Below are 20,456 nucleotides of genomic sequence, written 5' to 3'. Positions count from 1 at the left end.
ACAGAAAAAAAACGAAAATCTATGTTTTTTCACAATTATGAATATAAAAGAAGTGAGCACAGGGCGTGCTCACTTTACAATCAGGACGGGTATATCCGATTTCGCTGAAAGCTTTTCACTTACACTTCCGAATATTAGCTTTTTCAGCCTGTTTTGGTCTCTGCTTCCGGTTACGATCATATCGGCAGAAATGCGGTTTGCATGCTCGATAATTGATTCAGCCGGATCGCCTTCTAATATATCGATATCTCCATCTGCCTGCTGTTCATTCAGCATCATTCTGGCTTCGGCGATGACTTCTTCCGTACGGTCTTCATAGATCATTGGCTCAGGTGATGTTACATCCGATATCAGCGGATCAGGAACACTTGTCATGCCTCCGCTGATATAGCTTGCCTCAGCTGCGGGTCTGGGCGGGTCGATGACGGTCTGATTGTCTTTCATATCATGTGAATGGGCGACGGTAATAGCGGCATTTAAGGTTTTAGCAAGATCAATGGCTGTCTGAAGCGCTTTCTTACTATTTTCACTTCCGTCAAACGCAACAATGATACGGTCAGCATGGAACATCCTTCTCACCCTTTCAAAGCGTCTTACAACACTACTACCCGAATTTGAGCACCATTAACCTTTTCCTATTCAAGTAATGATTGACAATAAAAGGTTTTGTTTATATGATGATAAAAAGATGAAATCAGAATGGAAGGAGGATTTGCTATGCCAAGGAATTTGCATGTTTATCAAACAGTTTCATATTGGCGCGGCAAACCTTTTGTTCTGTTTTCGTGAACGGTTTTTTAGGTCGGACCGCGCGCTGAAAAGCGCTGTGCGTAACATATCGGTTAAAAAAGGCATGGAGCTGACGCTTCATGCCTTTTTTATATACAAAATCTAAGGAAAGACAGGTGTATGGGATGTGAAGACCAATACAGAGGCGAGGGCTGTTCGTGCCAAATTGGATGAAAAAAGCTGCAAGGAAAAAATAGAAGGCGGCTGATGAGGAGATGGGGATAGATGTTTTCAGTTTTGAAAAAGCTTGGCTGGTTTTTTAAGGCGTACTGGCTGCGCTATACGATTGCTATTGTCCTTTTATTAGCAGTCAATGTCATTGAAATGTTTCCGCCTAAGCTCTTGGGGAACGCCATAGATGATATGAAAGCAGGGGCATTTACTGCGGAAGGGCTGCTGTTTTATATCGGTATCTTTTTTGTGATGACGGCGGCCGTGTATATCATGTCTTATTTTTGGATGCATCAGCTGTTTGGCGGAGCGAATCTGATGGAGAAAATTCTTCGTACGAAGCTGATGGGGCATTTGCTGACTATGTCGCCGCCGTTTTATGAAAAAAACCGGACAGGCGATTTAATGGCACGTGGGACAAATGATCTTCAGGCCGTCAGTTTAACGACAGGATTTGGCATCTTGACGTTAGTCGATTCTACGATGTTTATGATGACGATCTTTTTGACGATGGGGTTTTTGATCAGCTGGAAGCTGACCTTCGCCGCCATTATCCCGCTTCCAGTCATGGCGATTGCAATCAGTCTATATGGAAGTAAAATTCATGAGCGGTTTACTGAGGCCCAAAACGCGTTCGGGGCGCTGAATGACAGAGTGCTGGAATCTGTTTCAGGCGTGCGGGTGATTCGCGCGTATGTTCAGGAAACAAACGATGTTCGCCGGTTTAATGAAATGACCGCTGATGTTTATCAGAAAAATATGAAAGTGGCTTTTATTGATTCACTGTTTGAGCCGACGGTAAAACTGCTTGTCGGCGCAAGCTATCTGATTGGGCTCGGCTACGGAGCGTTTCTTGTATTCCGGAACGAGCTGACGCTTGGAGAGTTAGTGTCCTTTAACGTTTATCTCGGCATGATGATTTGGCCGATGTTTGCAATCGGTGAACTCATTAACGTGATGCAGCGCGGCAATGCGTCATTAGATCGGGTAAATGAAACTCTTTCTTATGAAACGGATGTGACAGATCCAAAACAGCCCGCTGATCTTAAAGAGCCTGGAGATATCGTTTTCAGTCATGTCAGCTTTACATATCCAAGCTCAACAAGTGACAATCTTCAGGATATTTCATTTACGGTGCGAAAAGGGCAGACTGTCGGGATTGCCGGTAAAACCGGGAGCGGAAAAACGACAATTATTAAGCAGCTTTTGCGCCAGTACCCTCCAGGTGAAGGGAGCATTACATTTTCAGGCGTACCGATTCAGCAAATCCCTCTTGACCAGCTCCGCGGATGGATCGGATATGTGCCGCAGGATCATTTACTGTTTTCACGGACTGTAAAAGAAAATATTTTATACGGAAAACAGGATGCAACTGATAAAGAGGTTCAGCAAGCCATTGCCGAAGCACATTTTGAAAAAGATTTGCACATGCTTCCGTCCGGTCTGGAGACAATGGTCGGTGAAAAAGGCGTGGCACTGTCAGGCGGGCAGAAACAAAGAATTTCGATTGCGAGAGCACTCATGGCGAATCCGGAAATCTTGATTCTGGATGATTCACTTTCCGCTGTAGATGCCAAAACAGAGGCTGCAATTATCAAGAACATCAGAGAAAACCGCAAAGGAAAAACGACATTTATTTTGACGCACCGATTATCCGCGGTAGAGCACGCTGACCTGATCCTTGTGATGGACGGCGGCGTCATTGCTGAGAGAGGCACGCATCAAGAACTGCTGGCCAATAATGGGTGGTACCGGGAACAATATGAAAGACAGCAGCTGTTCACTGCGGAAGAAGGGGGAGCAGGGGCATGAAAATAGGAAAAACGTTATGGAGATACGCACTTCTTTATCGAAAATTGCTGATCACAGCCGTCCTTTTGCTAACTGTTGCCGTCGGTGCAGAACTGACTGGGCCCTTTATTGGCAAAAAAATGATAGACGACCATATCCTCGGCATTGAGAAAACATGGTATGAAGCTGCGGAAAAAGATAAAAATGCCGTTCAGTTTCACGGCGTCTCATATGTCAGAGAGGACCGATTGCAGGAGCCTGTTTCAAAAGCAAAAGAAGCGCATATTTATCAAGTGGGAATGGCGTTCTATTTTGTTGATCAGGCTGTCAGCTTCGACGGGAATAGAACGGTTTCTGACGGGAAGCTGACGATCACAAACGGAGACAAGAGCCGGGCATATGCTGCCGAAAAGCTGACTAAGCAGGAACTTTTCCAGTTCTATCAGCCGGAAATAAAGGGAATGGTGTTACTGATCTGCCTGTATGGGGGCTTGCTTGTGTTTTCGGTATTCTTTCAATACGGACAGCATTATCTGCTGCAGATGAGCGCCAATCGGATTATTCAAAAGATGAGGCAGGACGTGTTTTCGCACATACAGAGTATGCCGATTCGCTATTTTGACAACCTTCCGGCCGGAAAAGTCGTTGCGCGGATTACCAATGATACGGAGGCTATCAGGGATTTATATGTCACAGTGCTTTCAACATTTGTGACAAGCGGAATCTATATGTTTGGGATATTCACGGCTTTGTTTCTGCTTGATGTGAAGCTTGCGTTTGTATGTCTGGCAATTGTGCCGATTATCTGGCTGTGGTCTGTCATATACCGGAGATATGCGTCATATTACAACCAAAAAATCCGCTCGATCAACAGTGACATTAACGCAAAAATGAATGAGTCAATTCAAGGCATGACCATTATTCAGGCTTTCCGCCATCAAAAGGAAACAATGAGAGAATTTGATGAATTAAATGAATCACATTTTTATTTCCAAAACAGGATGCTGAATTTAAACTCCTTAATGTCCCATAATTTGGTCAATGTCATCCGCAATCTTGCGTTCGTCTGTCTGATCTGGCATTTTGGCGGTGCGAGCCTGAATGCGGCCGGGATTGTTTCTATCGGTGTGCTGTACGCGTTTGTCGATTATTTGAACCGGTTATTTCAGCCGATCACAGGCATCGTCAATCAGTTTTCAAAGCTGGAGCTTGCAAGGGTCTCCGCCGGGCGTGTTTTTGAACTGCTTGAAGAAAAGAATACGGAAGAAGCGGGTGAACCGGCGAAGGAGCGCGCGCTGGGGCGGGTTGAATTTCGTGATGTGTCATTTGCGTATCAAGAAGGTGAAGAGGTATTAAAGCATATTTCCTTTACTGCGCAAAAAGGCGAAACCGTAGCGCTCGTCGGCCATACCGGATCAGGAAAAAGCTCGATTTTGAATCTTCTGTTTCGTTTTTATGATGCGCAAAAAGGTGATGTCTTAATTGATGGAAAAAGCATTTACAACATGTCAAGACAGGAACTCAGATCCCATATGGGCATTGTGCTTCAGGATCCGTACTTATTCTCGGGTACAATCGGATCTAACGTAAGCCTGGATGACGAAAGAATGACTGAAGAAGAAATAAAAAATGCACTGCGGCAAGTCGGTGCTGAGCCTCTTCTTAAGAAGCTTCCTAAAGGCATTAATGAGCCCGTGATTGAAAAAGGCAGCACGCTATCCTCTGGAGAGCGGCAGTTAATTTCTTTCGCAAGAGCTTTGGCGTTTGATCCCGCGATCTTGATTTTAGATGAGGCAACGGCGCATATTGATACAGAGACAGAGGCCGTGATCCAGAAGGCGCTTGATGTCGTCAAACAAGGACGCACCACCTTCGTCATCGCTCACCGGCTTTCAACAATCAGAAATGCTGATCAGATTTTGGTTCTTGATAAAGGAGAAATTGTTGAGAGAGGGAACCACGAGGAACTGATGGCATTAGAAGGCCAATATTATCAAATGTATGAACTGCAAAAGGGACAGAAACATTCCATTGCATAACGCTCAAAAACCCAAAACAATCGTGTTTTGGGTTTTTGGTTTATGTAGTCAATAAGCCAGTCCGACACGGTATCCGACATACTTACCTGTAACAAGCTCACGATATAAAAAGTCCGCAGTATCGCCGACCGAAATGCTTGTGCCGCCCTCAGGCAAAACGTTACGCTCCGTACGATAAACGCCGGTTGCTGTTCCGTCCGGGAGGTAAGTGGGGCAGATGATTGTCCAGTCTAATGATGATTGTTTAAGCATTTCGTATACTTTTGCATGCTCCTTGGCTGCGCGGGTCTGCTTTCGTTTCGATTCATTTGTTTCAAACCGGTATTTTCCCGGTTCATATCGGGAATCTAGGATCCCTGCGGTGCCGATCGTAATAAGCCGTTTGATATGCTGTTCCTCCATAGCGGAGAGAATGTGTGCCATAGCAGTTGACAAGGTATCATCACCATCTGTGCCTAGACAGCTGATCACGATTTCAGCATTCTCCATTATTTTTTTCACATCATCTAAGCGGCGGGCGTTCCCCATGACGGTTCTGTCTTTTGAAAGGGGAAGATCAGCATGTTGAGATCTGATCAGAGCGAAAATATCAAATCTTTCATCTGCTGCAGCTTGTGTTAAAAAGGCTTGTCCGACGCGGCCGCTGGCTCCTAATAAAGCGATTTTCATCAAAAAACCTCCTCGCCTTTCATTATAAAAGGATGTTCTCAGTTTGAACAGCGCGGGAAAGAATACCTGTACAAATAAACAGAACGATGGGAAACATATTCATGAATCATGGATACACTTACGAATTGAACCAGCTCCCAATTCACAATGGTGATGAATGACACCCCGATTCCCTCCCTTTTTTTCTAGGATATGTGGAGCAGGAAAAAAGGGTGACAAAATAAAGAGAGCGCGGAAACCGCGCCCTCTATAGCCATATATTGAATTGTTATTGAACTCTGCCGCCCATTTGCTGCTGAGCGAAAGATACTAAACGTTTTGTGATTTCTCCTCCGACAGAACCGTTAGCGCGAGAAGTTGTGTCCGCTCCAAGGTTAACGCCGAATTCAGAAGCGATTTCAAGTTTCATTTGATCGATAGCCTGAGCTGCGCCAGGAACTAGCAAGTCATTTGAAGAGTTTTGGTTAGCCATGTGTAAAATCTCCTTTTTATTTAGTATGGTTGGGTTAACTGGAGTTGCACCAGATCTGTGAACCCTTATCGGGTGTCACTGCCGCCTCGGCGTAACCCAATGCTTTGCCGGCTTGTTACTACGTATTATGTTAAAATTGCCGGAAACTCATGCGGAGAATTGTGTGGTAAATCTTGAGAAAGAAAAAAAGCTTAGCCGTTTAGGCTAAGCTAGTCATAAATATGAAAAAGCATCAGTTCATGTATCTCGTTTGTAAGAGCAGGCTCGTCAGCGCGGGCGGGAAACAAGTCTCCCCATTCAATCTCACCGCTCTTATGATAGATGCCTTCATAATGGGTCCCTTTATAATAAAATGAAATTTTCCATCCGGGCAGCTTTTCTTTTGGGAACAAAGGTTTCCAGCTGAAATGAGAAATCATTACGGCCACGCTCCTTACATTTGGTATCAATTGACCTAAATAAAAACGGCTTATGTTCATTGTATCATTGTTTCAGAACATCATTGAAGAGGCCTTAATATGCAGATTGTCCCAGCTTTGGATAAAGATAAGCCCGCTTTATTAAAAAAGCGGACAGGTTACGAAGGCCACAATGCTTCAGGAGATGTGATTGCCTTCTCAGATAAATATGACGCGTATTCAAAGCTTCTTCGTTTTGTAAGAGAATCAACATGATGCAAATTTGGATGAGAAAAAATGCTTCGGCCTGGGCGCGAATTCGCTTCAAACATCCATACTTTACCGTTCTGATCAATGCCAAAATCGAAACCAATCTCCCCGATAAACCCCTCGATATGATCATGAAGGACATGGCTTGCCGTCAGTGCCGCTGCAGAAAGCTTTTTTATGACCTCAACTCTTTCAGCGGGATCATCGTATACTTCCGCAAGTGTCTTTACAGTGCCGCCGTTAGAAAGATGTGTTGTAATGCTGTTCTTTCCGGAAATTTTTACGGCGATTGCTGTCACTGTCCATTTTCCTTTTCTGTTTTTATTGGTATGGACACGGAAATCCGCTGGTTTGCCTTGAAATTCGATGAGATCAACACCTTGCTGAATGAGAAAGTCGGACGTGTTGTGCTGTTTTTGAAATTCTGCAAGGAATGAGGCGGCATCGGAATAATCAATCGAAGTAAATGTTTTGGCGTCATTCGTATGCTTTACCGTCAGGCCGCCATCTGTTCTTTTCAGCTGATAAATGCCGGTGCCGAGTGCTCCATTTGCCGGTTTGATATAGACTTTTTTGTATGCGCCACAGAGCTCATCTATCAGCTCCACAGACGGTGTCAGCTCGGATCTAGGCAAAAAGGGTGCCGTTCTCGGATCTTTTTCGAGCAATTGATGAACGTTCCATTTATTGAAAAACGTTTTATTAAACCATGGGATCTGATATTCATCGATCAGCCTCTTTTTTGTATGTTGCAAGAGAAGTGAATCTTCAATTTTTCGGTTCGGCAAACGGTCATAAACGACGTTCGGCAATGGAACAATTTTTTTCTCCCAGCCGTTTTCCCTGTAAAGGAGGCCTTCAATTGTGCCTTCCTCCCAATTGATTTGGTGCGCGCCAAAAACGAAGCAGTAGCCTCCGGCTTGCTCGTGTAACGTGACAAGTTTAGAAAAAAAGAGGGAACGATCCTTAAATGGACGTTCAAGAGATACAGTAAACCCTGCCGTAAAGATGCCGACTAACGGCCCGATATGCACTGTATGATCATGAATCAGTATATCAGCCCTGCTTCGGTGGGGGAGCAAAAGCTCATGAAACAGATTTTCAGAGAGCAGCACGGTTTGTTCCAGATGCCGTCTGTAAGCAACGTGGCATCTGACAACCTTCGTTCCGAATGCGGCATGCAAAAGTCCGTCTCGCTTCAGCGAAGAGGGCAGAAACAGGGTGTTTTCACTGGTTTTGTCTATGCCGATCAAAAACCGTTTAGGATTCACGCGGAAGAACTCCTTTCTGGCTTTGCTCAGAAAACAGATATTGGCAGCGCTTTAGGGGACAAGTGTACAGATGTTCTTTTTGCTCGGGAGAGACACGCAGGATTGACTTCCTGCCTGGTTTGGAATTGATATCTAAAATCCAAATTCTCCCGTCCTTAGCAAGACATATATCAAGACCGAGTTCAAACAACGGCCCGTAGCGCTCGTCAAGATAATACGGAACCGATTGGGTAATCGAAAACACATCATCTAGTAAAACCACTTGCTGTTTTTTCGGTATATCTTCAAACCAGGAGTCAAATGTCAGCGCATCAGATCCGCCTGACAAATTGGCCAGCAGCCCGTGTTTGTATCCGCGTCTTACTGCCTTTCCGACTGTATTCCATTCACCTGCTTCGTTTTTTTCCATAAACAGACGAATATCACAAGGGTATTGTTCCTTATCTTGAATGTTTAAGTAAGGCTGAAGCAAATATTGATGCTGAAGCACTTTTTTGCACCATGTTTTAAAAGAAGTCTGGTTGGAAAACGTTTTTGTCTGCTTATCCTTTCCGATGTGATAAGTAGCAGTGATGTTTTTCTTGCCCAGCTTCAAAAGAATCACGCCTCTGCCTCCCGCGCCGAATGCCGGTTTAAGGATGCAGGCTTTTTCTTTGGATAAAAAGGATTGAATTTGTTCGTAGCGGTTCACCTTTATCGTTTCGGGAATATAGGGATTGATTACAGGGTGCTGCTGCAAATCGTGAAGGACGGTCCACTTATCAGGAAGACCCCGCCCGATAAATTCCGTTTTCGGATATTTTTTGAGCCACTCAACGATTGGTTTTGCTTTTTGGGAATGTGAATCCTTGCCGTAAAAACAGCGATCATAAATATAATCTGGAATCGCCATTTCAGTTTCGTTCCATGTGCTGCTGGCCGAATGATAGACCGATGCTTTGACACGCAAAGTGTCAGGTAAAATATCAAATGGTGTAAACCGGATGAAACGTATGCCGAATTCGGGTGCTCTTTTGGCCAGTTCTGCGGAATAATCCGCTTCATGCTGGCGGGATAAGGACATAAAACCGAGTGTTATCATGGTGAGACTCCCCCTTTTATTCAAAAGCTGCCGGCGGGTGTCCGCAGCTTTACACTAAATACATGTAAGACGAACGCAGCTGACGGTATTCTACTTTACAGAATACGATTCTTCACCTTGCCCTATTCCAAAAGAACAAGCTGATTTTCTAAGAACAGGAATTTGTCTCCTCGTTTGCTAAGTGATTGCATGAGCCTCTATAATACGTATAGGTACATAATCTATATGAAAAAAGCTGAAGCACAGATGGAGGAAGATGAATAGGAATGGGTATTGCAGGAACCTTTATTTTTATGATCGTGATCGGCGCTGCCATTGGAGCGGTGACCAATCATTTAGCAATTCAAATGCTGTTTAGGCCGTATAAAGCGTACTATTTGTTTGGGAAGCGAGTTCCTTTTACGCCCGGGCTGATTCCAAGACGACGAGATGAACTTGCAAAACAAATGGGACTGATGGTAGTCAATCATCTCTTAACCCCTGAAGGCATTAAAAAGCGGCTCGTCTCTGATGCAGCCAAAACGCAGGCTCTTCGAGTGGGGGAACAGCTGATTCAAAAGCTGTCACTTTCTGAAGTGACAGTAAAAGAAGCGCTTGAAAAAGCCGGGATGAAGCGCCCCGAAAAAGCTGCTGATGCATGGATCAGCAGCTGGACCGATGATAAGCTGAATGAGCTTTTCCGCCAATACGGGGACCAATCGTTAAAAGAGCTGGTGCCTATAGAGGTGCAGGAAAAGCTTGAGGAAAAAATTCCGATGATTTCAGGATATATATTGTCACGGAGTGTCCGTTATTTTGAAAGTGATGAAGGAAAAATCCGTCTTGGCAATATGATTGATGACTTTTTAAAAGAGCGCGGCATGCTTGGAAGCATGGTGCAAATGTTTCTTGGCAATTCAAGCCTTGCGGATCGCGTGCTGCCGGAGCTGCTGAAATTCTTGCGGAATGAGGAAACAAATAAATTGCTTTCTGATCTCTTAAAAAACGAATGGGGCAAGCTGAGGGAGTATACGTTTAATGAAGCAGACGAAAAATGGAATGCAAAGGCGCTCATTTTCAGTTTGAAACGAAGAATGCTGCAAGTATTTTCGACTGCCCCTTTCTTCAACAATACGATTGGCACGCTTACCGTCCGCTATGAATCTGAGCTGACCCAGCAAATGCTGCCGGCACTGTTAGACAAATTGCTTGAAGGGATTTCGTCCAACCTTGAAAGTGTCTTAAAACGGTTGCGTCTTGAGGAAATCGTCAAGGAGCAGGTGGATCAGTTCCCGGTGGAGCGTCTTGAAGAAATGGTGCTGTCCATTTCAAAAAAAGAATTTAAAATGATTACCTATTTGGGGGGCCTTCTCGGCGGAATTATAGGCGCGATTCAAGCACTGTTTGTCATCCTTTTTTAAGAAGAAATGGGTTTTGATTAATGAAAGGATCTCCATAGTCTGTTATAGTGGAGTGGTATGTCAAACGGCAATGATGAAAGGAGCTATTTACAATGGCTGTTAATTTTTATGATGTAGCGTATGATCTGGAAAATGCATTACGCGGGAGCGAAGAGTTCACCCGTTTAAAAAACCTTTACGACGAAGTTAACGCAGATGAATCAGCGAAGCGCATGTTCGAAAACTTCCGTGATGTACAGCTTAGACTCCAGCAAAAACAAATGGCAGGAGAAGAGATTACACAAGAAGAAGTGACGCAGGCTCAAAAAACAGTTGCGCTTGTACAGCAGCACGAAAAAATTTCTCAGCTGATGGAAGCGGAGCAGCGCATGAGCATGCTGATTGGTGAATTGAACAAAATCATTATGAAGCCTTTAGAAGAGCTTTACGGCAGTGTTGAAGGCTAATCAGCAAAATCCCTTCTTGGATAAGAAGGGATTTTTTATTCATTCAGCAAACTTGGAAATCCAATGAATCTTTTACCTCTCCATTGATGATGACTGATAATGTATGAATTCCTTTGTAATGCTTTCTGGTGGTTAAATCCTTAAAGGATTGGATTCTTGTGTATGACTTCGTTTCGTTTTTTCGTATATTTGTTTCTGTTATTTTAAATACTTTCTGATGACGCTGGCCTCTTGCTTTTACAAAATCAATTGCGTACTCAATTCTTACTTTTTGATCCCTGTCTGAATGAATATAGAAAGAAAATTCAAGGCTTTCGCCAATAACTATACGTTTGGGCTGGTATGTTAAATCATGTAGTTGTATCGAATCAGCATTTTCATAACCAAAAAGCGCTAAGGCCTGTTTATCACCCTTTTTTAATAAGGTCCGATAGGCGTGTTTGATAATCCAGTCTGTATGGGGATGTGTTCCGTACCATTGATCTGCGACTTTTCTCAGTAAATGAGGATGCGTTTTTGATATATCATTAAGGTTGTTGGCCACGCTTTTCCTTACATATAAGGACACGTCCTGCATCAGCTTCTCAAGGATCGGCAATACGGGGGAAGGGTCCGATTTCAAAGCCGGTATCGATTTTCCCCATGGCAGGCGGGGCCTGCTGCCTTCGCTCGCAAGTCTTCTCACGTGTTCATTTTTATGCTCAGACCATGCAAGCAATTGTGCAATCATCTTTTCTTGATCTAACAGCAAAAAAGGCCTTACAGCAAATTCTGAGGTCGAATATTGCGTAAAGTATTCCAATGCCTTTATTGATTCTTCCCAATGCGCTAACCCGTACTGTTCCACATAATCTGGAAATGAAATTCCGCTGAGTCCTTTAAAATGAGGGGCTGTATCCCGTAAAATTGTGAGCGCTTCAACGTATTGTTTTGGCAAAGTTTCGTATAAAGAAACTGTCACGCGGCGCATCCGCTCTTTTAAAGTGAGTTCAGGCCAGTCCTCCAGCCGTAATGTACCCAAGAATCTGTTTTTGTTAAAATAGGATAGGATGACCTTACATGATGGATCAACTGAGATATCAGTTCTTCATTATATATTTCTTTTAAATCAGCCATATAAACACCGCTTTTTCGTTTATTATTTATATTGTATGGGAATGTACGTTCTGGATCAAGTGTATAGTCCTAAAAATTAACAACTGATCCTACCACGGATATACAAAAGTTGGTTACTTTTTTTAGTTAAAAAAACCCTTGTCATCGGAAAGGAAAACTGAGATAATAACATTGAAAGCGCCTACACTTACCTATTTCAAATGGATACGGTCGCATATCATGCCGTTATATAGAGGGGATAAGCAACAGAGAGTAAGTGTTCGGAGCGCATCATTGGTCAAACAAGGGGTTCCTGATACATGATTTTTCGTAAATCGAAATAACGATATTAGGGAGAATGGCTGCTTCGATCGTATCCTATCAACAAGCCATACATAAAGTCTGCTGAGCCAGGCTTTTTTTGCTTTAAGAAAAGGTTGTTCTAAACACAGAGACAGGGTCATATCCTATACACAAGTACAGTCATCAAGGAGGGGGACATCTCTGTGTCAAAACAATTGCTTGCCTTAAATATAGATGGAGCGCTGCTTCGGTCGAACGGGAAGATTCATCAGGCAACGAAAGACGCGATTGAATATGTAAAGAAAAAAGGGATTTACGTCACACTTGTGACCAACCGTCATTTTCGCTCAGCACAGAAAATAGCGAAATCGCTAAAGCTTGATGCCAAGCTGATCACCCATAGCGGGGCATATATCGCTGAGAAAATTGACGCCCCGTTTTTTGAAAAAAGAATTTCTGATGATCATACCTTTAACATTGTTCAAGTGCTGGAGAGCTATCAATGTAATATTCGGCTTCTTCACGAAAAGTATTCCATCGGAAACAAGAAAAAGGTGAATTCGAATTTATTGGGGAAAGCACTCATTCATCCGTCTGACCCGATCTTTTATCCAGTCCAGTTCGTTGAATCATTAAGCGATCTCCTCATGGATGAGCCGGTGAGTGCACCCGTCATCGAGGTGTACACGGAGCACGACATTCAGCATGACATTACAGAAACGATTACAAAAGCCTTCCCTGCGGTGGACGTGATTCGCGTAAACGATGAGAAGCTGAATATCGTCCCGAAAGGTGTCTCGAAGGAAGCGGGTTTGGCCCTCGTCGCTTCAGAGCTGGGCCTGAGTATGGATGATGTCGTGGCCATTGGGCATCAGTATGACGATCTGCCGATGATCGAACTTGCCGGTCTTGGGGTAGCGATGGGGAATGCCGTTCCGGAAATTAAGAGAAAGGCAGATTGGGTTACAAGGTCCAATGACGAGCAAGGTGTCGCTTATATGATGAAGGAATATTTCCGAATGCAGCAGCGAAAAGGATTTCTTGATAAGTTCCACATGAAACGTGTGTAAAAAAGCCGCTCGCGCCCTGACAGGTGCGGCGGCTTTTTTGCCGGATTGATTTTAGCAGTTTATTTCTGTACACTAAAGAAAGTTTTGAATCTGATAAATTAGGTGATGAAGTTGCAAATTAAAATAGAAGGCATACATGATGACCGCCTGCATCGGCCTCTGCAAAATATTGCAAATTTGTTTTATGAAGAGTGCGAGCTTGCGTATGGCGGAGAGGAGCCCGCAGATTTGGTCATTTCTTTAGCGTTGTCACAAACGGATGAGCATGTGACGGTTTCGGGAGAAGTGAAGGGAACTGGCATAAAGGAACAGCATACAAAATTCTTTTCTCCCGGCATGAATGAAAAAGAAGCTTTTAAGCAAGTGAAAAACACAATTTCTTATGTGTATCTCAATCTTCTTCAGGCGCATACGGGCATTACGCAGAAGTGGGGAATCCTCACAGGAATCCGGCCCACAAAGCTGCTTCATAAAAAACTGCAAAGCGGAATGTCCAAGGAGCAAGCGCATGCTGAGTTGAAAAAAGACTATTTAATTCATGATGAAAAAATCATGCTAATGCAGGAAATTGTTGACCGTCAGCTGGCGGCAGTGCCGGATTTGTACCGAGTAAAGGATGAAGTCAGCATTTATATCGGCATTCCGTTCTGCCCGACAAAATGCGCGTATTGCACATTCCCTGCGTATGCCATCCAGGGACAGGCAGGCAGAGTCGGCTCATTCCTATGGGGACTGCATTACGAAATGCAGAAGATCGGTGAATGGCTGAAGGAGCATGATGTTAAGGTTACAACCATTTACTTTGGCGGCGGGACGCCGACAAGCATTACAGCGGAGGAGATGGATCTGCTGTATGAAGAAATGGTCCGCTCCTTCCCGGATGTGAAAAACATTCGTGAGATTACGGTGGAGGCCGGTCGTCCTGATACGATTACAGAAGAAAAACTCGCCGTTTTAAACAAATATGACATTGATCGGATCAGCATCAATCCGCAATCCTATGAAAACGAAACGCTAAAGGCGATCGGGCGGCACCATACGGTTGAAGAGACCATTGAGAAATATCATCTGTCACGCCAGCATGGCATGAATAATATCAACATGGACTTGATTATTGGTTTGCCTGGGGAGGGCGTGAAGGAGTTCAGGCACAGTCTTTCAGAAACAGAAAAACTGATGCCGGAATCCCTTACCGTTCATACTCTTTCATTTAAACGGGCGTCAGAAATGACGAGAAACAAGCATAAGTACAAAGTTGCCGGCAGGGAAGAGGTTTCTCAAATGATGGAAGACGCGGTAGCCTGGACGAAAGAGCATGGGTACGTGCCTTATTATTTATACCGCCAGAAAAACATTCTTGGAAACCTTGAAAACGTCGGATACTCTTTGCCGGGACAAGAAAGCATCTACAACATTATGATTATGGAAGAGGTGCAGACGATTATTGGCATCGGCTGCGGCGCTGCTAGTAAATTTATTGATCGGGATACAGGGAAAATTACGCATTTTGCGAATCCGAAAGATCCGAAATCGTACAATGACCGCTTCGAGCACTACACGGACGAAAAAATCAAATATTTAGAGCAGATTTTTGAAAAAACGACAAAGCAGCACTGATTACAGTGCTGCTTTTTTTATCCCTGTTTTTTTGCGGGCTGAACCTCAGGCTTCCATTTAAATACCTTGTTCAGCAAGCGGTAAATTCGTTTTGATTCCTTTGTGACAAGCGGTCCCAAAATCGCCAGAATGAGGACATATAATGCGGCAAACGGCTTTAATGTGGCCGACAGTCCGCCGGCTATTCCGAGATTCGCAACGATAATCGAAAATTCTCCCCGCGATACGATCGTCAGCCCGATATTCGATGAAGCCTTATGAGAAAGCCCTGCGCGTCGTCCTGCCACCATTCCGGCGATAAAATTTCCCAGAATGGTCAAAATCACTGCACCCAACGCAAGCCAAACCGCTTCACCAAGCGAAAACGGATCGATACTGAGGCCGAAGCTGAAAAAGAACATCGCACCGAAGAAGTCGCGAAACGGAACAACGAGGTGTTCAATCCTATCGGAATGCTCTGTTTCTGAAAAGACCAAACCGAGCAGCAGCGCGCCGATTGCTTCTGCTACATGAATCGTCTCGGAAAACCCGGCGATAAAAAAGAGCGCTGCGAAAATGACGATAATAAACACTTCGTTTGAGCGAATGTCCAACAGTTTGTTCAACAGCGGCGGGAGTTTTCTTGCTGCGATAAAAAACAGCAGCATATAACCGAAGGCGATCAAAATGGACAAGAGTGCACTCCCTACGGATGTCGCATCACCTAGTATAAGGCCGGAAACAACGGACAGATATACGGCAAGGAAAATATCTTCAAACATGATGATGCCGAGAATCAATTCGGTTTCCGGGTTGGCGGTCCTTTTTAAATCAACGAGCACTTTTGCGACAATCGCACTTGACGAGATTGTGATGACTCCTGCGAGGATGAGGACTTCCAGAAAGGAAAATCCGGTGATAAACCCGTAAAGCAGTCCGAGGCTGAAGTTAATCAAAATATAAATCGTCCCGCCGACCGCGATTGATTTTCCTGATTTGATTAACTTCCCGACAGAGAATTCGAGTCCGAGATAGAAGAGGAGGAACAGTACGCCCATTCGCCCGAAAAACTCGATGATTTCACTGCTTTGAATAAATGTTAGATCAATAATCCCCATTTTCGGCGCGTGCGGTCCAACAAGCATTCCCAGCACAATCAGAAACGGAATAATCGAAAATTTAATTTTATTGGCGATCACACTGGCGATTGCCACAAGCACAAGTGCAGTTCCGACTTCAAATACAAGATGGTCCATCGGGGCTCACACGCCCTCTCCAGAAAGAAAATCGTGAATCAGTTTCTTCAGATGCTTTCTCTCACCTGAGAGGACAAGGGTGTCATTTTCTTCAATAATCGAATCGGCTCCGGGATTTAGGAGTTTTTCCTGGTTGTGTTTGATAATGGCAATCACAGTGACATCGTAATTCTGGCGAACATCAAGCTCTCCGAGTGTGCGCCCGATCGATTTGGCGCCTTTTTCGACCTTAAACCATTCAATAATAAGATCGCTGAAGGCCATTTCGATGGACTCCAGAGCTTGCGGTTTATAGACCATGCCCCCGAGAATAGCTGCAATTTGCCTTGCTTCAGAATCATCCAATGATATATTTGAAAGAAGCTCATCCGGGTCCCGGTCATTAAACCGGTAAATTTCCCTTCTTCCGTCATCATGAATGATAATCGTCATTTTTTCGTGGCTTCTTGTTTCGATTTCAAACTTTTTGCCGATGCCCGGCAGATCGTTTTCTTTAATATTCAATGAAAATCCCTCCGAATGTAGTGTTGGCAGTATGGGGTGAGTTACAAATAAAACTTGAGCAAATTATATTCGGAGGTAATTAGACTGGTATTTGACAGGGACGGCCAAAGCCTTTTCCAGCCTGTTTATTAGCGGTTCGTCAAGTGGTTTGACAGAGAGCTGCCTGACAGACTGCGCCAGCGGGCTGTACTCTTTGATCAGCTCAGCCGGGTGCATGCTGCCCGGCGACGGCGTTTTTGCCGATTGTGTTTCCTGCGGATATGAAGTCATAGGCACATAGCTGTCAGTGCTTGCTTCAAACTGGGAAGGCAGAACCACGTCCGAAGGGGGAAAGTACACCATAAATAAACTTAATAGAAAACTGATCAGCAATTTATCCATGTTCCTTTCCTCCCTTCTCATCAAGATATCCCTTCTTTTTCACTATATAAAACTTTATGTTTCCATTCAAACAATATGCATTTTTCAGTATCTATTGACCTTGAAAAATAAAAAGGTTTATTTGAGGATGGCGGGGAATGTATATGAGAAAGAAAAAAAGTAAGCGCATACATGGAGGTGCTTTATATGGAGTTTGTTCAATATGCATGTAATGGGGCTGTTGCAGAGATTATCCTGAATCGGCCTGATGCCCATCACGCCCTGAATGAACAGATGCTGTCTGAATTGAAGGAGGCAGTCGAAATGGCGGCTGCAAGCGAGGCGCTCATCGTTCTCCTGAGAGGAAGCGGGAAAGGCTTTTCGGCCGGCGGTGATATCAAGATGATGACATCAGAGCATGACTCTGATCAATTTAAACGGCTGATGGATACGATTGAGGCTGTCACCCTGAATTTATATCAGATGAAGAAAGTGACAATTGCAGCCATTCATGGCGCTGCTGCGGGACTGGGCCTGAGTTTGGCGCTTTGTGCGGACATTGTGCTCGCTGAAAAAAACGCCGTCCTCGCGATGAATTTTATCGGCATTGGGCTTGTTCCGGACGGCGGAGGACATTATTTGCTGAAGAAAAGAATCGGTGAAGCAAAAGCGAAAAAACTGATTTGGAGCGGAAAAAAACTATCTGCCTCAGAAGCTGCCGATATGGGGCTTCTTGATGGGACATTTGCCGGAGATCCTGCCGAAGGCGCAAGACCCATTATCGAAACCCTGTTGGCCTCCCCTCTTTTGGCGATGATCGAAACGAAAGCTATTTTTCAAAGCCTCCAGATTGAAGAACTGAAAAAAGTGCTATCCCTTGAGCGCAGCGCCCAAGAGAGAATGAGAAGGACCAAGGATCACCAAGAAGGAATCCGTGCCTTTTTAGAAAAACGGGAGCCGAAGTTTCAAGCGTAACAGATCAGCCGGAAAGCTGATCATCTGTGAAACAAAATCAGCTTTCCGGCTGCATTGACTAAACGATGAGAATGACTATGAAGCTCTTTTTCTTTTAAGAGGGCTTCACCATGCGTTTTTGCCGCTTCTTCATGTTCTGCCTCGAATCGCTCGTTTACCAGCGTGTTCCCCGAAGGATCAAATACGGTAAGGAAATAATCAGCCATCAGGTTTCTCCTCCATTTTAAGGTTTATCAGTCTTTCTTCATTTATATTCTAAAAAGGAAATCAAAATCCTTTATTATGCTTTATCCAAAATTAGTATATAATGGGTCAGGGAAGGAGGAGATTCAGTGCTTACAATTGATCACGTAACGAAGACATTTGGAGATTATAAAGCCGTTGACGGATTGGACTTAGATATTCCGGAACAGCAAATGTTCGGTCTGTTAGGCGCAAATGGAGCGGGAAAAACGACGACGTTTCGCATGATCCTAGGATTATTAAGCATTACGGAGGGCTCAATCAGCTGGAAGGGCCGACCTGTGAATTATCATATCAGCAACAAAATCGGTTATTTGCCGGAAGAGCGGGGCCTTTATCCGAAAATGAAGGTAAAGGATCAGCTTGTCTATCTCGCCAGATTAAAAGGGATGGAGAAGCGGGAGGCTGTAAAAGAGCTCGGGACATGGCTTGAACGCTTCAATATTACAGATTACGAGAATAAGAAGGTGGAAGAGCTTTCAAAGGGGAATCAGCAAAAAATCCAATTCATTTCGGCAGTTTTGCATAAGCCGGAGCTGCTTATTCTTGATGAACCTTTCAGCGGCCTGGACCCTGTCAATGTTGAGCTGCTAAAAGAGGCTGTGATCTCGCTGAAAAACAGCGGCGTTTCTATTTTATTTTCAAGCCACCGGATGGAACATGTGGAGGAGCTTTGTGAGAACCTTTGCATATTGCAGAAAGGAAGACCGGTCGTGCAAGGCAAGCTGAAGGAGATCAAGCGCTCCTTTGGCAAAAAGAACGTCACCATTCACTCCGATGACGATCTAAGCTTTTTGCAGTCTCATGAAGGCATTCTACAATGGAAGGAGACGGCCGACGGCGTCAAGCTGCAGATTGCCAATGAAGACATTTCTCAAGAGATTTTTGCGATGCTACAGGGAAAAGGGTTTATCAGAAAGTTTGAGCTTGAAGAGCCGTCACTGCATGATATTTTTATAGAAAAGGTGGGGGCCGTCTATGAATAAATTTTGGATCATGCTTTCTCATACATACAAAAATAAGATTATGGCAAAATCCTTTATTATTTCGACTGTCATCACGGTGCTGCTTGTTTTAGTTGTAACGAATCTGGAGTCGATCATTTCTTTGTTTCAAGGTGACGATGCGAAAGAAAAAATCGCCGTTGTTGATGAAACAAACGAATTATATCCGGTTTTTTCAAAGCAGCTGAAAGCGGTGGATACTGACGGCGATCTTGATGTGAAGCTGTCGAAGCAATCGGAGGATGAGGTCACAAAGCAAGTCAAAGATGAATCACTCGATGGCATGCTCATCATCAAACGAGATGAAAAAGGGACCATTTCAGGAACATATAAAGCGTTAACGATTTCTGATGAAAGCACGTATCAAACGCTGCAGCAGGCGCTGACGCAAACCAAAACAGCTGTCGGAACAGCGGAGCTCGGCGTGTCGCAGGAAACGATTAGCAGCCTTTATGCGCCCGTTACTGTGGGGCAGAAGGCGCTGAAAGAAGGGGCAAAGTCTGAGGAAGAGCTTGGCCAGACGGTAGGGCTTGTTTACATTATGCTGTTCGTCATTTATTTTTCGGTGATTATGTATGCCAGCATGATTGCGATGGAGGTCGCTACAGAAAAATCTTCGCGAGTTATGGAAATCCTGATCTCAAGTATGCCGCCGATCCAGCAAATGTTTGCAAAGCTGCTTGGTATTGGGCTTGTCGGGATCACACAGCTTGCTATTATTATAGGAGCCGGCTCTCTGTCGCTTAAGCTGAACCAAAAGAGCGAAACGGCTTCATCTGTCGGCGGATTCCTTAATTTGACCGACGTATCTGCAACCACTGTCATCTATGCTGTCATTTTCTTTTTGCTCGGATACTTTTTGTACGCGACACTTGCCGCGTTTCTTGGCAGTGTCGTCAGCAGAATAGAGGACGTGCAGCAAACGATCACGCCGATGACGCTTTTGGTTGTCGCCGGTTTTATGATCGCGATGTTCGGTTTGAATGCGCCTGACGCAGGATTTATTACGGTAACTTCGTTTATTCCGTTCTTTACGCCAATGATTATGTTTCTGCGCGTCGGCATGCTTGATATTCCGTTCTGGCAGGCGGCTGTCGGAATCGGAATCACACTGCTCACCATTGTCATACTGGCCGTTATCGGCGCCAGAATTTATAAAGGCGGTGTATTAATTTACGGCAATTCAAGCGCGTTCAAAGCGATCAAACAAGCGCTACGTTTAGCGAAAAACTGATTGGAAAACAGCCTGGGGA

General features: G+C 44.4%; 21 protein-coding genes and 1 pseudogene. 10 read left to right on the top strand and 12 right to left on the bottom strand.

The features are described from left to right. Positions 1–69: 69 nt before the first annotated feature. On the bottom strand, positions 70–570 hold the full coding sequence (locus M1D94_RS16030; RefSeq protein ID WP_106073766.1) for a universal stress protein: 501 nt from the start codon (positions 568–570) through the stop codon (positions 70–72). Between the two features lie 163 nt (positions 571–733). Here M1D94_RS16030 and M1D94_RS16025 point away from each other — a divergent pair, with 163 nt between their 5' ends. The 3 genes from M1D94_RS16025 to bmrD all read left to right on the top strand — a co-directional run bounded on the left by M1D94_RS16025 (position 734) and on the right by bmrD (position 4,790). Then, positions 734–895, top strand: coding sequence for a hypothetical protein (locus M1D94_RS16025; protein ID WP_010886461.1), 162 nt, complete (start codon positions 734–736; stop codon positions 893–895). A gap of 119 nt (positions 896–1,014) precedes the next feature. Beyond that, positions 1,015–2,772, top strand: a complete 1,758-nt coding sequence (gene bmrC / locus M1D94_RS16020) for a multidrug ABC transporter ATP-binding protein BmrC (protein WP_161621454.1) — start codon at positions 1,015–1,017, stop codon at positions 2,770–2,772. Beyond that, positions 2,769–4,790, top strand: coding sequence for a multidrug resistance ABC transporter ATP-binding protein/permease BmrD (bmrD, locus tag M1D94_RS16015; RefSeq protein ID WP_273797431.1), 2,022 nt, complete (start codon positions 2,769–2,771; stop codon positions 4,788–4,790). Before bmrC ends, bmrD begins: the two co-directional genes overlap by 4 nt. Before the next feature lie 48 nt (positions 4,791–4,838). Here bmrD and M1D94_RS16010 read toward each other — a convergent pair whose 3' ends face one another. The 6 genes from M1D94_RS16010 to spaC form a co-directional block, all read right to left on the bottom strand. Further along, on the bottom strand, positions 4,839–5,459 hold the full coding sequence (locus M1D94_RS16010; RefSeq protein ID WP_161621456.1) for an SDR family oxidoreductase: 621 nt from the start codon (positions 5,457–5,459) through the stop codon (positions 4,839–4,841). A gap of 38 nt (positions 5,460–5,497) precedes the next feature. Then, entirely contained in the window at positions 5,498–5,623 is a 126-nt protein-coding gene (locus M1D94_RS16005; protein WP_003245136.1) for a hypothetical protein, read from the bottom strand. A gap of 104 nt (positions 5,624–5,727) precedes the next feature. Continuing rightward, the gene (gene sspB, locus M1D94_RS16000) at positions 5,728–5,931 is read right to left on the bottom strand and encodes a beta type acid-soluble spore protein SspB (protein WP_003233287.1); all 204 of its coding nucleotides are present in this window, start codon (positions 5,929–5,931) and stop codon (positions 5,728–5,730) included. 209 nt (positions 5,932–6,140) lie between these two features. Then, on the bottom strand, positions 6,141–6,359 hold the full coding sequence (locus tag M1D94_RS15995) for a YheE family protein (RefSeq protein ID WP_010886462.1): 219 nt from the start codon (positions 6,357–6,359) through the stop codon (positions 6,141–6,143). Positions 6,360–6,508: 149 nt separating this feature from the next. Next, positions 6,509–7,870, bottom strand: a complete 1,362-nt coding sequence (gene yheD / locus M1D94_RS15990; protein WP_021479651.1) for a spore coat associated protein YheD — start codon at positions 7,868–7,870, stop codon at positions 6,509–6,511. Continuing rightward, the gene (gene spaC / locus M1D94_RS15985) at positions 7,860–8,951 is read right to left on the bottom strand and encodes a spore coat associated protein SpaC (protein WP_456270286.1); all 1,092 of its coding nucleotides are present in this window, start codon (positions 8,949–8,951) and stop codon (positions 7,860–7,862) included. Before spaC ends, yheD begins: the two co-directional genes overlap by 11 nt. A gap of 266 nt (positions 8,952–9,217) precedes the next feature. Here spaC and M1D94_RS15980 point away from each other — a divergent pair, with 266 nt between their 5' ends. Further along, positions 9,218–10,351 (top strand): DUF445 domain-containing protein, encoded by a 1,134-nt coding sequence (locus tag M1D94_RS15980; RefSeq protein ID WP_046160226.1) that lies wholly within the window; start codon positions 9,218–9,220, stop codon positions 10,349–10,351. 92 nt (positions 10,352–10,443) lie between these two features. After that, entirely contained in the window at positions 10,444–10,797 is a 354-nt protein-coding gene (locus tag M1D94_RS15975) for a YlbF family regulator (RefSeq protein WP_003224239.1), read from the top strand. Between the two features lie 43 nt (positions 10,798–10,840). On the opposite strand, the pseudogene M1D94_RS15970 reads toward M1D94_RS15975, so the two are convergent. After that, positions 10,841–11,913: pseudogene (locus tag M1D94_RS15970) on the bottom strand (DNA alkylation repair protein). A gap of 485 nt (positions 11,914–12,398) precedes the next feature. Here M1D94_RS15970 and M1D94_RS15965 point away from each other — a divergent pair. Continuing rightward, entirely contained in the window at positions 12,399–13,265 is an 867-nt protein-coding gene (locus tag M1D94_RS15965; RefSeq protein WP_003233277.1) for a Cof-type HAD-IIB family hydrolase, read from the top strand. A 111-nt stretch (positions 13,266–13,376) separates the two neighbouring features. Then, on the top strand, positions 13,377–14,882 hold the full coding sequence (locus tag M1D94_RS15960; RefSeq protein ID WP_167568696.1) for a coproporphyrinogen III oxidase: 1,506 nt from the start codon (positions 13,377–13,379) through the stop codon (positions 14,880–14,882). Between the two features lie 17 nt (positions 14,883–14,899). Here the strand turns inward: M1D94_RS15960 and khtU are convergent, their stop codons facing one another. The 3 genes from khtU to khtS all read right to left on the bottom strand — a co-directional run bounded on the left by khtU (position 14,900) and on the right by khtS (position 17,023). Continuing rightward, complete coding sequence (gene khtU, locus M1D94_RS15955) at positions 14,900–16,117, bottom strand: K(+)/H(+) antiporter subunit KhtU (RefSeq protein ID WP_003233272.1); 1,218 nt, start codon at positions 16,115–16,117, stop codon at positions 14,900–14,902. Between the two features lie 6 nt (positions 16,118–16,123). Beyond that, the gene (khtT, locus tag M1D94_RS15950) at positions 16,124–16,621 is read right to left on the bottom strand and encodes a K(+)/H(+) antiporter subunit KhtT (protein ID WP_003233269.1); all 498 of its coding nucleotides are present in this window, start codon (positions 16,619–16,621) and stop codon (positions 16,124–16,126) included. A 63-nt stretch (positions 16,622–16,684) separates the two neighbouring features. Continuing rightward, a complete protein-coding gene (gene khtS / locus M1D94_RS15945) occupies positions 16,685–17,023 on the bottom strand; it encodes a K(+)/H(+) antiporter modulator KhtS (protein ID WP_077670575.1) in 339 nt (112 codons plus the stop codon). 165 nt (positions 17,024–17,188) lie between these two features. On the opposite strand from khtS, the gene M1D94_RS15940 reads away from it, so the two are divergent. Further along, positions 17,189–17,956, top strand: a complete 768-nt coding sequence (locus tag M1D94_RS15940; protein WP_015715595.1) for an enoyl-CoA hydratase — start codon at positions 17,189–17,191, stop codon at positions 17,954–17,956. Between the two features lie 20 nt (positions 17,957–17,976). Here M1D94_RS15940 and M1D94_RS15935 read toward each other — a convergent pair whose 3' ends face one another. Then, positions 17,977–18,162 (bottom strand): YhzD family protein, encoded by a 186-nt coding sequence (locus tag M1D94_RS15935; RefSeq protein WP_069964086.1) that lies wholly within the window; start codon positions 18,160–18,162, stop codon positions 17,977–17,979. A gap of 126 nt (positions 18,163–18,288) precedes the next feature. On the opposite strand from M1D94_RS15935, the gene M1D94_RS15930 reads away from it, so the two are divergent. Both M1D94_RS15930 and M1D94_RS15925 read left to right on the top strand, forming a co-directional pair. Next, positions 18,289–19,185 carry an ABC transporter ATP-binding protein gene (locus M1D94_RS15930; RefSeq protein WP_032725309.1) on the top strand — a complete coding sequence of 299 codons (897 nt, stop codon included), beginning with the start codon at positions 18,289–18,291 and terminating at the stop codon, positions 19,183–19,185. Continuing rightward, positions 19,178–20,437 carry an ABC transporter permease gene (locus M1D94_RS15925; protein WP_003244912.1) on the top strand — a complete coding sequence of 420 codons (1,260 nt, stop codon included), beginning with the start codon at positions 19,178–19,180 and terminating at the stop codon, positions 20,435–20,437. Before M1D94_RS15930 ends, M1D94_RS15925 begins: the two co-directional genes overlap by 8 nt. Positions 20,438–20,456: the final 19 nt, after the last annotated feature.

The sequence above is a fragment of the Bacillus sp. JZ109 genome (genome assembly GCF_053903135.1).
The sequence above is the reverse complement of the archived record's forward strand: the minus strand, read 5'-3'. Positions and strand labels throughout refer to the sequence as shown.

What these genes read in the sequence shown, in the direction of transcription:
- M1D94_RS16030 (WP_106073766.1), bottom strand. Translation starts at nt 570, where the DNA reads ATGTTCCATGCTGACCGTATCATTGTTGCGTTTGACGGAAGTGAAAAT.
- M1D94_RS16025 (WP_010886461.1), top strand. Translation starts at nt 734, where the DNA reads ATGTTTATCAAACAGTTTCATATTGGCGCGGCAAACCTTTTGTTCTGT.
- bmrC (WP_161621454.1), top strand. Translation starts at nt 1,015, where the DNA reads ATGTTTTCAGTTTTGAAAAAGCTTGGCTGGTTTTTTAAGGCGTACTGG.
- bmrD (WP_273797431.1), top strand. Translation starts at nt 2,769, where the DNA reads ATGAAAATAGGAAAAACGTTATGGAGATACGCACTTCTTTATCGAAAA.
- M1D94_RS16010 (WP_161621456.1), bottom strand. Translation starts at nt 5,459, where the DNA reads ATGAAAATCGCTTTATTAGGAGCCAGCGGCCGCGTCGGACAAGCCTTT.
- sspB (WP_003233287.1), bottom strand. Translation starts at nt 5,931, where the DNA reads ATGGCTAACCAAAACTCTTCAAATGACTTGCTAGTTCCTGGCGCAGCT.
- spaC (WP_456270286.1), bottom strand. Translation starts at nt 8,951, where the DNA reads ATGATAACACTCGGTTTTATGTCCTTATCCCGCCAGCATGAAGCGGAT.
- M1D94_RS15980 (WP_046160226.1), top strand. Translation starts at nt 9,218, where the DNA reads ATGGGTATTGCAGGAACCTTTATTTTTATGATCGTGATCGGCGCTGCC.
- M1D94_RS15975 (WP_003224239.1), top strand. Translation starts at nt 10,444, where the DNA reads ATGGCTGTTAATTTTTATGATGTAGCGTATGATCTGGAAAATGCATTA.
- khtU (WP_003233272.1), bottom strand. Translation starts at nt 16,117, where the DNA reads ATGGACCATCTTGTATTTGAAGTCGGAACTGCACTTGTGCTTGTGGCA.
- khtS (WP_077670575.1), bottom strand. Translation starts at nt 17,023, where the DNA reads ATGAGAAGGGAGGAAAGGAACATGGATAAATTGCTGATCAGTTTTCTA.
- M1D94_RS15940 (WP_015715595.1), top strand. Translation starts at nt 17,189, where the DNA reads ATGGAGTTTGTTCAATATGCATGTAATGGGGCTGTTGCAGAGATTATC.
- M1D94_RS15935 (WP_069964086.1), bottom strand. Translation starts at nt 18,162, where the DNA reads ATGGCTGATTATTTCCTTACCGTATTTGATCCTTCGGGGAACACGCTG.
- M1D94_RS15925 (WP_003244912.1), top strand. Translation starts at nt 19,178, where the DNA reads ATGAATAAATTTTGGATCATGCTTTCTCATACATACAAAAATAAGATT.